This is a genomic window from Nostocoides sp., assembly GCF_035343835.1.
Classification (GTDB): domain Bacteria; phylum Actinomycetota; class Actinomycetes; order Actinomycetales; family Dermatophilaceae; genus Nostocoides_A; species Nostocoides_A vanveenii.
Genome location: NZ_DAOQZV010000087.1, coordinates 1 through 11720, shown reverse-complemented (window position 1 = coordinate 11720; position 11720 = coordinate 1). Strand labels below are relative to the sequence as shown.

General features: G+C 66.5%; 10 protein-coding genes. 2 read left to right on the top strand and 8 right to left on the bottom strand.

The genetic code is table 11. From position 1 onward, the window contains the following. Nucleotides 1–1353, top strand: a 1353-nt coding sequence (locus tag PKH97_RS08090) for a DUF4921 family protein (RefSeq protein WP_324386898.1), incomplete at its 5' end; no start/stop codon positions are given. Between the two features lie 103 nt (nt 1354–1456). Here PKH97_RS08090 and PKH97_RS08085 read toward each other — a convergent pair. Together PKH97_RS08085 and speB are read right to left on the bottom strand one after the other, a co-directional pair. Then, nucleotides 1457–2917 (bottom strand): NAD-dependent succinate-semialdehyde dehydrogenase, encoded by a 1461-nt coding sequence (locus PKH97_RS08085; protein WP_324386897.1) that lies wholly within the window; start codon nt 2915–2917, stop codon nt 1457–1459. Between the two features lie 27 nt (nt 2918–2944). Beyond that, nucleotides 2945–4003 (bottom strand): agmatinase, encoded by a 1059-nt coding sequence (speB, locus tag PKH97_RS08080; RefSeq protein ID WP_324386896.1) that lies wholly within the window; start codon nt 4001–4003, stop codon nt 2945–2947. 83 nt (nt 4004–4086) lie between these two features. Between speB and PKH97_RS08075 the strand changes: the two genes are divergently transcribed. Further along, the gene (locus PKH97_RS08075; RefSeq protein ID WP_324386895.1) at nt 4087–4593 is read left to right on the top strand and encodes a hypothetical protein; all 507 of its coding nucleotides are present in this window, start codon (nt 4087–4089) and stop codon (nt 4591–4593) included. 8 nt (nt 4594–4601) lie between these two features. Here the strand turns inward: PKH97_RS08075 and PKH97_RS08070 are convergent, their stop codons facing one another. From PKH97_RS08070 to PKH97_RS08045, 6 genes are all read right to left on the bottom strand, one after another. Continuing rightward, nucleotides 4602–5873 carry a saccharopine dehydrogenase C-terminal domain-containing protein gene (locus PKH97_RS08070; RefSeq protein ID WP_324386894.1) on the bottom strand — a complete coding sequence of 424 codons (1272 nt, stop codon included), beginning with the start codon at nt 5871–5873 and terminating at the stop codon, nt 4602–4604. A gap of 22 nt (nt 5874–5895) precedes the next feature. Beyond that, nucleotides 5896–7602, bottom strand: coding sequence for an APC family permease (locus PKH97_RS08065; protein WP_324386893.1), 1707 nt, complete (start codon nt 7600–7602; stop codon nt 5896–5898). 49 nt (nt 7603–7651) lie between these two features. After that, nucleotides 7652–8428, bottom strand: a complete 777-nt coding sequence (locus tag PKH97_RS08060) for an ABC transporter permease (protein ID WP_324386899.1) — start codon at nt 8426–8428, stop codon at nt 7652–7654. 83 nt (nt 8429–8511) lie between these two features. Next, nucleotides 8512–9426, bottom strand: a complete 915-nt coding sequence (locus PKH97_RS08055) for an ABC transporter permease (protein WP_324386892.1) — start codon at nt 9424–9426, stop codon at nt 8512–8514. Beyond that, nucleotides 9423–10604: an ABC transporter ATP-binding protein gene (locus PKH97_RS08050; RefSeq protein WP_324386891.1), complete on the bottom strand. Its 1182-nt coding sequence runs from the start codon at nt 10602–10604 to the stop codon at nt 9423–9425. The genes PKH97_RS08055 and PKH97_RS08050 overlap by 4 nt, the downstream gene beginning before the upstream one ends. Next, the coding region (locus PKH97_RS08045; RefSeq protein WP_324386890.1) for a spermidine/putrescine ABC transporter substrate-binding protein at nt 10604–11720 on the bottom strand (1117 nt) is incomplete at its 5' end. The genes PKH97_RS08050 and PKH97_RS08045, both read right to left, overlap by 1 nt.

Here is an 11720-nt window from a genome sequence, read left to right as displayed (position 1 = left end):
ATGGGCCGACTCATCGCGCGGCGCCTCATCGCGCGGCGACTCGTCGTGCGGCGCCTCGTCACGCGGCGCCTCGTCACGCGGCGCCTCGTCTCGCGGCGGCTCGTCGCTACGCTGTCGCTCGTGGTCGCGCCGCTGACGAAGCTCCCCGACGGAACGGTCAAGCAGGTCAACCCTTTCACCGGCACACATGTCTGGACCATCCCCGGCCGTGGCCATCGCCCCCTCCACCAACCGGTCGCTGAGGTCGTGCCCGTCGACCCGGCTCAGCGCAACGCCCTGTGCGCGTTCTGCCCGGACCGCTACCTGGATACACCGCCGGAGAAGGCACGCCGGGTGCGCATGGCGCGGGGGTGGGAAACGGCATACGACTTGCCCGCGGAGCGGCTCTTCGAGACGACCGCGGACTTCAGGCTCATCCCGAATCTCTTCCCGATCCTCTCGCTCGACTATTGGCGCACCAACCACAGCTATCAGATCTCGGACCGCGAAATCGCTTGCCGCCGAGCGTATTTCACCTCACCCGGGGGCCGCGAACAGGTGCTGGCGCTGATCGCGCGCCATGCGCCCTGGCTGCTGGATCGCGGCGATGACGCCATCATCGGCAGTGGGATCTTCGGTGGCTTCCACGATGTCGTCATCGCCCGCCGCCACCTGACCGACGACCGCGCAGACAACGCACTCCTGGCCTCGTCCGGCACGCTCACCCCGGATGAGCACCACCAGTTCATCGACTTCACCCGAGCGGCGGCGCTGCGGCTGTACGAGAAGACGGCCAGCGTGCGCAATGTCATCGTCTTCCAGAACTGGCTTCGCCCGGCGGGCGCCTCCTTCGACCATCTCCACAAGCAGCTGGTCGCGATCGACGAGCTGGGACGCGCGCGAACCTTGGACGCCGACCGGCTGCGGACCCGGCCGCGGCTCGTCGAGGACTACCTGACGTTGCTGACCGAGAACGGATTGCTCGTCGCCGAGACGTCCACCGGCTTCGCGGCGGCCGGCGTCGGCCACCGCTTCCCGACTCTGGAGGTATGGCTGCGGCGCCCCGACTCCGACCTCGCCAACCTCAGCACGGCCGAGCTCGCCGACTTCTCCGCGCTGCTGCATGCCTGCCATGTCGCCATGGGTCCGCACCTGCCGGTCAACGAGGAGTGGCACTACCGCGCTCCGAGTCAGCAGCACGCGATCCCGCTACGGGCCCTGCTGAAGTGGCGCATCTCGACGCCCGCCGGCTTCGAGGGCAACTCCGGGATCTATGTCAACACCATCGACCCGTGGGGCGTCGCCGACCGGACCCGCATCTGGCTGCGCGAGCGGGTCGCCGAACTCAGCCCCGGCGTCCGCATCTTCGACTGACGACCGCGCACGTCCGGCCGGCATCTCGGGCGAGTGGGGCGACTTCTGTCGGGGTCCCCGCGAGGTATCGAGCGACGAAGGAGCGAGAACCTCGTGGGGTGACTTAAAACGCCAGGCCGACGTACTTCGTCTCCAAGTACTCGTCGATCCCCTCGAAGCCGCCCTCGCGGCCGAAGCCGGAGTGCTTGACCCCGCCGAAGGGCGCGGCCGGGTTGGAGACGATGCCGGTGTTGATACCGACCATCCCGAACTCCAGCGCCTCGGCGACCCGGATCACTCGGGCATAGTCGTTGGTGAAGACATACCCCACCAGCCCGTATTCGGTGCCATTGGCCTTCGCGATTGCGTCCGCCTCATCGGTGAAGGTCGCGATCGGGGCGACCGGGCCGAAGATCTCCTCCGTGAGCACCCGGGCGTCTGCTGGCACATCGGCGAGCACCGTCGGCGCGTAGAAGTAACCCCGCCCCGGCACCGCGTCCCCGCCGGTCAGCGCCCGCGCGCCCTTGCCGACCGCGTCGAGCACCAACTCGTGCACGCCGTCGCGGGCCTTGGCGGTGATCAGCGGGCCGACGTCGATGCCGGACTTGGTGCCCTTGCCGACGGTCAGCGCGCCCATCCTTGCCGCGAATTTCTCGGCGAAAGCCGCCGCCACCGACTCCTGAACGAAGAAGCGATTGGCCGCGGTGCACGCCTCACCGATATTGCGCATCTTGGCCAGCATCGCCCCGTCGACCGCCTTGTCGAGGTCGGCGTCCGCGAAGACGATGAAGGGCGCATTCCCGCCCAGCTCCATCGACAGCCGCAACAACTGCTCGGCCGACTGCTCCACCAGCTTCTTGCCCACCGCGGTCGAGCCGGTGAAGGTCAGCTTGCGCAGCCGGGGGTCACGGATGATCGGCTCCGACAGCGCGCCGGAGTGCGTCGTGGTCACGACATTGACCACGCCCGCAGGCACCCCGACCTCCTCCAGCAACTCGACGAGGGCGAGCATCGACAGCGGCGTCTCGTGGGCCGGCTTGACGACCATCGTGCAGCCGGCCGCGATCGCCGGGCCGATCTTGCGCGTCCCCATGGCGAGCGGGAAATTCCACGGCGTGATCATGTAGGTCGGGCCGACTGGTTGCTTCATCGTCAGGAGCCGGGTCGCTCCATTGGGTGCCACCGAGTAGCGCCCGTGCACACGCACGGCCTCCTCGGCGAACCACCGGAAGAACTCCGCGCCATAGGCGACCTCGCCGCGCGCCTCGGCGAGCGGCTTGCCCATCTCCAGAGTCATCAGCAGGGCGAACTCCTCCGCCCGTTCCGTCAGCTTTTCGTATGCCGCCCGCAACATTTCCGAGCGTTCGCGCGGCGCGACCTTGGCCCAGGACGCCTGCGCCGTGACCGCGGCGTCGAGCGCGGCCATCCCGTCCTCGGGTGTGGCATCGGCGCACGTCGTCAGGACGGCCCCGGTCGCTGGGTCGTGGACATCGAAGCGGGTGCCGCCACTCGCCTCCCGCCAAGTGCCGCCGATGAACAGGCCGGTCGGGACGGCCTCGATGACCGACTTCTGGGTGAGCGCCATACGTTGTCCTTGACTGTGCGGGGTGGGTCAGTGGCTGTGGTCGTGCCCGAGGTGGCCGTGGGGGATCTCGGCAGCGCGGCCCGACAGCAGCGGCAGGGCGGGATCCCAGGTGGTGCCGTCGCGGGCATCCTTGCGCCGCCGGGCGATCGCCGAGAGTGCCTCTAGGACAACGCGATTCGCCAGAGCAGCGGTGATATCGGCGTGATCGTAGGGCGGGCTGACCTCGACGACGTCGACACCGCATACGGGAAGTTCGAGGCAGATCCGGCGGACGGCATCGAGCAACTGGCGGGCCGAGAGGCCGCCCGGCTCGGGCGTCCCAGTGCCCGGTGCGTGCCCCGGGTCGCAGACGTCGATGTCGACGGAGAGGAAGACGCCGTCGCACTCATCGGTGGCGATCGCGAAGGCCTCGGTCAAGCACTCCTCGAGACCACGGTGCACGATCTCGGTCATCTCGAAAGAGCGCATGCGCTGATCGGCCATCCAGTCCAGCGTCTCTGGCGGCGGCCAGTAGCCGCGCAACCCGATCTGCAGGAAGCGATCTCCCCGTAGGGCACCGGACTGGATGAGCCGCCGCATCGGCTGGCCGTGTCCCCAGAGCGAACCGAACTCGATATTGCCCGTGTCGGCGTGCGCGTCGAAGTGGATCATCGACACCCGCCCGTGCCCGAGCACATTGGCGCACCCCTTGGCGTCCGGGAAGGCGATCGAGTGATCGCCGCCGAGCACGACCGGGATCGCCCCTGCCGACGCAACTTTGGTGACGGCCGCCTCCAGCGCCGGCAGCGCCGTCTCGATGGCCCCCGAGTACATCTCGACATCACCCGCGTCGACGACGCGCAGATCCTGCAGTCCGTCCACGCGCAGCGCCAGCGATGGGCGCGACCCGTCGTGCGGGAGGTAGTCGGTCATCCGGATCGCCTGGGGGCCGAAGCGCGTGCCGGGGCGGTGGGAAGTGCCGCCGTCGAAGGGCGCGCCGAGGATCACGACGTCGGCATCGGCATACGACTCGGGATCGTCCAGGTCGCACCGGTCCACACCGAGGAAGGTGATGTCGGGCCCGAACTGCGCGCCATAGCGAGTCATGCGTCGCATCCTACGGACCGGGCCGCGTCAGGCGGATTCGGCGCGTTGTTTACCCGGGAGTACCATCGTGAGTGTGGCTGATAGTGGCCACCGGCTCCAGCGTCGTGGTCGCCCAGATCCGACGAAAGGTCAACTCTCCCATGATGATCAGCGAACGCGTGCGCCCGCATGCCGCCGATGTCGTCGCCGAGGCTGCCGACACCGTTCGGCTCGCGCGACTGCCCCACTATCTCGAACTCGAGGCCCACGACCTCGAGGCACGCCTGCACGAGTTGCTCGACGCGGTGCTCACCAGCCTCGAGACCGAGCGTCCGCTCCACTTTGCCGAGCACGCCTACCACGTGGCCTCGGATCGCTTCCACGCCGGCGTGCGCATCGAAGAGGTGCAGACCGCTTTCAATGCGCTCGAAGCCGCCCTCTGGCGACGCATCGCGTCCGTCGTGCCCACCGAGCGCGTCGTGCACGACCTCGGCGCCGTCGGCGCGGTGCTTGGCGCCGGCAAGGACCAGCTCGCCAGCCGGTATGTCGAGTTGGCCGGCGCGCGGCACAGTCACGGCGTGGACGTTGCTCACCTCGTCGACGCGCTCTGACCGCTCCCCTACCGTTCCTCGATGCCCCACTCGATGCCGTAGCCCTCGGGCTTGGGCGCCGCCAGCAACTCCAGGAAGGGTGCGGCGTCGAAGGCTTCTGGGCCGCGTACGCCCGCGCCCGCCCAGGCGCCGGTCGCGAGCAACTCCAGCGCGACGATCGGGTTGAAGGCCGTCTGCCAGACCACACACTGGGCGTCGTAATCACGCATTGTGACCTCGTTGTCGGCCACGTGGTAGAGGTAGGTCGATCGCGGCTGGCCGTCGACGCCCGTTCCGGTGACCATGACTCCGGCGCACGTCTTGCCGGTCAGCTGCGGCCCGATGGTGGCCGGGTCGGGGAGCACCGCCGCGACGATGTCGCGCGGGGCTACTTGGATCCCCTTGATGGTCACCGGGTCCTTGCTGTCCAGGCCGAGCGTATGCAGCGCCTTGAGGATCGAGATCATCTGCTCGCCCAGGCCGTATTTGAACGTCACGCGCTCGGCGTCCAGCCACCGGGGCATGAGCAGGACTTCCTCGTGCTCGACGTGCACGCACTCCACCGGGCCGATGCCCTCGGGGAAGTCGAAGACCTCCGGCTCACTGAAGGGCGGCAGGGTGAAGAAGCCGGTTTCGACATTCCCGCCGACCACCCGCGACTTCTCCCACACCACCGGCGGGTTGAGGCACTCCTCGATGATCGTCCACATCGAGAAGCCCGGCGCGAAACCCTCGGTGCCGTCCGGCCGGAAGTAGGCGAGATTGGCGCCGTCCCGCGTGCCCAGCTCGTCGATGCTGCTGAAGAGGTGGTCGGCGGCATACCGCGCGAAGACGTCGGAGAGCCCCGGTTCGACGCCAATGCCCACGAGTGCCAGGCGGCCGGCGCCCTCCCAGTCCGAGGCCTGAGCGAACTGCTCATCCCCGAGCTTGACCCCGGCCTTGTCGTAGGGCGCGTCCTTGTGCGGCAACGACAGGCTCATCGCCATGTCGAGATAGTTCGCACCAGCGGTCCGGCAGCCATTGAAGATCGGCATCACGAAACGCGGGTCCACCGCGTTGAGCACGTGTGTGGCGCCCGTCAGCCGGATCGCGGCGGCCACCGCGTTCTCGTCCGAGGCGTCCACGGTCACGGCATGGAAGCGGTTCTCGCCGGGCTGCCTCGCCTGCACCGACGCCACCGTGCGGCGGGCCCGCTCGATGTCATAGTCGGCCACCACGAAGACGTCGTAGAAGTCGCGCTCGACGGCGATCTTGGCCGCGGCGTCACCGACCCCGCCGGCACCGATCATCAGGATGCGCATCACAAATTCCGTTCTCTTACACTCATTTTTGTGGTTTTTCGGGACGTATGAAGCGCTCTCCCGTGAGCGGGTCGACCGCCTCCGCGCCCCGGGGCAGGTTGCCGAGATCCGGGGCGATGACGGTAGCCTCACGCGAATCGGGCAAGGTGATCGGCTCGACGCCGATCGGCTGCTCACCGGCCAGGATCAGGTCGGCCGAACTGCGCTGCGGGAGAGTCTCCCCGCGGAAGTACGCCGGGGCCACCATCCGCTGAATAGCGAGGAGGACGAGGCCGGCGAGCAGGGCGAGGATGCCGACAACGGCGACCGCCCCGATCCCGAAGATCGTGACATTCGCCCCGGCGTCGTCGGTGAGGTAGTCGGAAGCGGCATATGTCTTGAGGGCGTAGGCGAACATCGTGAAGAGGAAGATGCCGCCGGCCAGCGGAATGATCCCGCGGTTGATCAGGTGGCGCGGAGTGCCCAGGGAATGGCGGTAGAACCAGGCGCAGGCAATGCCGGTCAGGCCGTAGTAGAACGCGATCTGCAGGCCGATGGCGCCGATGAGGGCGGCCAGAATGTTGGGGCTGATCGCCGTCATACCCAAGTAGAAAGCGGCCGAGACCAGACCCATTCCGATGGTCGACCAGGTCGGCGTGAGGTAGCGCGGGTGAATCCGGGCAAACTTCCCGGGAATGGCCTTATAGACCGCCATCGACAGCGCCGTCCGGGCGGTCGGGAGAATCGTCGTCTGGGTTGAGGCCGAGGCGCTGGTGAGGATCGAGATGGCGAGCAGGGCAAGGCCGGCCTTGCCGAAGAAGCTGTCGCCGTAGAGCGTCGGTCCGATCGCGTTGAACACGTCTGCGGCATTGTCGGGGCTGGACAAGCCGTGCGCCGTGTCCCCGACGCCGGCGAAGGCCACCGCGGCAACGCTCACGAGGATGTAGGTGACCAAGAGAAGCAGGGTGGAGATGACCGCAGCGCGGCCCGGCGTTTTGCCGGGGTCGTCGGCCTCCTCATTGGTCGAGACGGCGGTGTCCCAGCCCCAGTAGATGAAGACGGCAAGCAGGACGGTGGAGGACAAGACGGACATGGATAACCCGCCGGGCCACAGCCACGAGAGATGAGGGTGCTGGGAGCCATCGGGTGCCGTTCCGCCGTAGACCTTGGCGAGGGCCACGACGGCGAAGACGACCAGCGTGACGATCTCGATGCCGAGCAGGCCATACTGCAAGCGCGCGGAGACCTCGATCCCGCGATAGCAGATATAGGTCATCACGGCGATCCAGACCAGCCCGGCGAAGGTGGACCAGCCGGTGCTCTGGTCGAGGCTGTTGTGAATGCCGAGTTCATTGGCCAGAGTGAAGGAGTATGCGCCGGCGATCTGAGCCAGATTGGCCATCACGATGACGTCGGCGGCGATGATTCCCCAGCCACCCATCCAGCCCACGACCGGGCCGAAGGCGCGCGTCGCCCAGGTAAAGGTGGTGCCACAATCGGGCTCGGCTTCGTTCAACTCGCGATAGGCGACCGCGATGAAATACATCGGGATGAAGGCGAGCAGCATGATTGCCGGCGCCTTGAACCCCGCCCCGCCGGAGACGACATAGCCCAAGGTCGCCGCGAGCGAATAGGCCGGGGCAGTGGAGGCGATGCCGACGATGACGCTGCCGACCAGGCCGAGAGCGCCGGCCTTGAGGCCCTTGCCGGACGCGGCTGGCGCCGCCGGCGTGAGTTCGGTGATGGCCACTCGGGGTTCCTGACAACGAAGGGATAAGGGGGACCGCTACGCGGGGAGGTCAGGTCTTCTTGCGGGCGTTGCCGATCAGCTGGCCGGCAATGACAAGAAGCACGGCGATGAAAAACATCGAGAAGCCGATCACATTGGCCTGGGCGGGGATCCCGCGCAGATAGGAGACATAGACGAACTTGGGGAAGGTCGTCTCGTTGCCGGAGACGAAGTTGGTGATGATGAAGTCGTCGAAGGACAGCGAGAACGAGAGCAGGGCGGCGCCCACGATGCCGGGCAGCACCAGAGGCAAGGTGATGTAGCGGAAGGTCGCGCGCGGGCCGGCATACAGGTCCTGGGCGGCCTCCTCCAGACGGGGATCAAGACTCTGCAACCGGGCCTTGACGGTCACCACGACGAAGGAGATGCAGAACATGATGTGGGCGATGACGATCGTCCAGAAGCCCAGCCGCAGGCCGACGCGCGAGAAACCCTGGACAAAGAGCGTGAGCAGGCTCGCGCCGAGCACGATTTCGGGAGTCGCCATCGGGATGAAGACGAGCACATTTCCGCTCGCCCGGCCGCGGAAGCGGTAACGCACCAGCGCGAAGGCGATGAGTGTCCCCAGGATGGTCGCGATCACGGTGGCGATCAGGCCGATTTTGAGGGAGTTGCCGAGGGCCTCGCACACGCCGGGCGCACCGCACGGGTTCTTCCAGTGCTTCAGCGTCGGGCTGCCCTCGGAGTTCCACGTGATATTGGATTTGCGGTAGTTGTTGAAGGAGAAGGCAAAGGTGTAGCCCACCGGGACAAAGAGGTAGAGCAACACCAGGATCGCGGCGATCATCGCGAAGCGATTGGCGATCCACGCCTGGGCGCGGCGGCCGGGCGACGGACGGAAGGCGAGAGCGGTGTCAGGGGACGCGGTGCTCACAGCAACTCCTCCGTCCCGAAGCGGCGGATATAGACAAAGACCATTGCGAGAATCAGAGCCATCAAGGTGAAGGAAAGGGCGGCCGCGATCGGGAAGCCGCCCGGCACCTTGAAGAACTGACTCTCGATGACATTGCCGACCATCTTGGTGCTCCGGTCGGAGCCGAGTAGTTCGGCGTTGACATAGTCACCGGCGGCCGGGATGAAGGTGAGTAGGGTGCCCGCGATGACGCCCGGCATGCTCATCGGCAAGGTGACGGTCCGGAAGGTCGTGAAGCCATTGGCATACAGATCGCCACCGGCTTCGATGACCCGCGGATCGGCCCGCTCCAGCGAGGCATAGATCGGCAACACCATGAAGGGCAGGAAGTTGTAGGTCAAGCCCGCGACGACCGCCATCCACGTCTCGGTGATCCGGCCGCCGGGGAGCACATGAAGGAAGTTCAACGTCGAGGCGACCGGGCCCTCGTCGGCAAGGATCTGCCGCCAGGCGATGGTGCGCAGCATGAAGCTGGTGAAGAAGGGAGCGATGATGCAGATCATCATCACCCCGCGCCATTTGCCGGCCTTGAAGGCCATGGCATACGCCAGCGGGTAGGCCAGGCAGAAGGCGAAGAAGGTCGCCAAGCCGGCAAACAGCAGCGACCGGCCGAAGTGCGGCGCGAACTCGGTCAGGGCCGACCAATAGTTGTGGAAGTTCAGGTCGCGGTAGTAGTAGCCGGGATAGCCCTTGAGCTTCGACTGCAGGCTGACGGTGAAGAGCTGGACAAGCGGCGCGACAAAAAAGATCGCCAGCCAGAGCAAGCCGGGCAGGAGCAGCAGATAAGGCAGCCAGCTGCCACGCTTGGCCTGATCGGGGCCGGTTGCCGCGGGGTGCCCGCCACCGCCGCCGGCATGGGCCAGCGCACTCATTGAGCGTCCTGCAGCGCCGGGCCGCTGGACGGATCGGACGAGGTGGCCTCGGAGGCAAGCACCGGCCCCTGCGGGACCTCGGCGTTCTCGGCCGGGACCCCGAAGGCGTGCCCCGGATCCCACGACATCCACACGCGGTCACCGGGCTTGAGGTCGATCGGCTCGACATCGAGATTCTGTTCGTAGACGCTCCACGTCGCCCCGCTGGCAACCGTGACGAGATATTGGGTCGCGACACCGGTAAACGAGACGTCCAGAACAGTCGCGGCCATGTCGTTGCCGACCCCGGTCGGCCGGTCGCGATGGATGCGGACCTTCTCGGGCCGGACGCCGAACAGGATGTCGCCGCTCTGTACTTGGCTGCGTCGATGGGGCACCTTCACCGTGGATCCGTGCACGTCGACAACGAGGAAGTCCCCGTCGCGATCGGTGATGCGCCCACGTCCGAGATTGGACTGGCCCACGAAATTGGCGACGAAGGCCGTGACCGGCAGGTCGTACATCGCGGCCGGGGGGCCCATCTGCTCGATGCGGCCGTGGTTCATGACCGCGACGGTGTCGGCCATGGTCATGGCCTCTTCCTGGTCATGGGTGACGTGGATGAAGGTCAGGCCCACCTCGGTCTGGATGCGCTTGAGCTCGACCTGCATCTGGCGGCGCAATTTCAGGTCGAGAGCGCCGAGCGGCTCATCGAGCAGAAGCACCTCCGGCCGGTTGACCAGGGCCCGGGCGACCGCGACGCGCTGTTGCTGACCACCGGAAAGTTGCGCCGGCTTCCGCGACGCGAGGTGCGGCAGCTGCACCAAGTCGAGAGCCTCGTCGGCAAGTTGGAGCGCATTCTTGGCGCCGCGCCGCTTGGGGCCGAAGGCCACATTGTCCCGGACCGTCAGGTGCGGGAAGAGGGCATAACTCTGGAAGACGGTGTTGACCGGGCGCTCATACGGGCGGGAGCCGGTCAGATCGGTGTCACCGATCAGGATGCGCCCCAACGTCGGCTGCTCCAGGCCGGCGACCATCCGCAAGGTCGTCGTCTTGCCGCAGCCGGACGGACCGAGCAGGGCGAAGAACGATCCGCGCGGAACGACCAGAGTCAGATCGTCGACGGCGTTGAAATCGCCAAAGGACTTGGTGACGCTTTCGATCTCCAGGTCACCCTTGGCTTCGCGAAATCCGGACATCAGTTGCCCACCACCTTTGCCCACGCGGCGCTGTAGTCGGCATCCTCTTCGGGAGTCAACGCCCGGAACCCTTGGATGTGGTGCTCCTTGATGTAGTCCTCACCGGGGAAGATGAACGGTGAGTCCGCGAGCTCTGGATCGGTCTTGGCCAATACCTTCTGGGCGCCCAGGACTGGGGAGACATAGTTGACATAGGCCGCGACCTGCGCCGCGACCTCGGGGTCGTAGTAGTAGTTGATCAACTCCTCGGCATTGCGCCGATGGGTCGAGGTGATCGGGACCATCATGTTGTCTGACCACAAGGTGCCCCCGGACTCAGGGATGACAAACTGCCAGTTCGGGTCCTCGGTCTCGGCCCGAAGAATGAACAGATCACCACTCCAGACGATCCCCGCGACGGCATTGCCACTCTTGAGGTCGTTGAGATAGGAATTGCCCTTGATCCGGCGGATGTAGTTGTCGCTGACGAGTTGGTTGAACTTCTCCAGCGCCTTGTCGAACTCTGTCTTGCCCCAGTTGCCAGAAATGTCCACGCCCTGCCACTGCATCATCAGCCCGAGCGTGTCGCGCATCTCGGACAGGACGGTGACCTTGCCCTTGAGCTCGTCGGTGAACAACTCATCGAGCGACTTCAGGTCGCGCCCAATCTTGGCCTTGTTGTAGCCGATCCCCGCGAACCCGCTCTGCCAGGTGACCGAGTTGTTGCGGCCCGGGTCGAAGGAGACCTCCTTCAGCGTCGGCAGCATATTTGCCGCGACATTCGGCATCCGGATCAACTCCAGCGGCTGGACGAGCCGCTCCTGGATCATTCGGTTGGCCATCCAGTCGGTCAAGGTGAAGATGTCGGCGCCGATGTCCTGCCCGGCCTGCAACTGCGGCTTGACCTTGGAGACATAGGTGTCGTTGTCCTCGATGTCCTCGCTGTAGGTCGCGTGGATCCCGGACTCCTTGTTGAAGGCCTCCAGGGTCGGGTAGGTCTTGGTCTCCTCGTCGTAGTCGAGGTAGGCCGTCCAGTTCGACCAGCGGCAGATCTTCTCGGTCTCGGAGACGTCGGTCGGCAACTTCAGGGCGGCGACCCCGCCGGCCGGCGGGGCCGGCGGCGCGCAGGCAGTCAGC

Coding starts and splice junctions, on each gene's coding strand:
- PKH97_RS08060 (WP_324386899.1), bottom strand. CDS start 8,428: ATGATCGCCGCGATCCTGGTGTTGCTCTACCTCTTTGTCCCGGTGGGC.
- PKH97_RS08085 (WP_324386897.1), bottom strand. CDS start 2,917: ATGGCGCTCACCCAGAAGTCGGTCATCGAGGCCGTCCCGACCGGCCTG.
- PKH97_RS08070 (WP_324386894.1), bottom strand. CDS start 5,873: ATGCGCATCCTGATGATCGGTGCCGGCGGGGTCGGTGACGCCGCGGCC.
- PKH97_RS08050 (WP_324386891.1), bottom strand. CDS start 10,604: ATGTCCGGATTTCGCGAAGCCAAGGGTGACCTGGAGATCGAAAGCGTC.
- speB (WP_324386896.1), bottom strand. CDS start 4,003: ATGACTCGCTATGGCGCGCAGTTCGGGCCCGACATCACCTTCCTCGGT.
- PKH97_RS08055 (WP_324386892.1), bottom strand. CDS start 9,426: ATGAGTGCGCTGGCCCATGCCGGCGGCGGTGGCGGGCACCCCGCGGCA.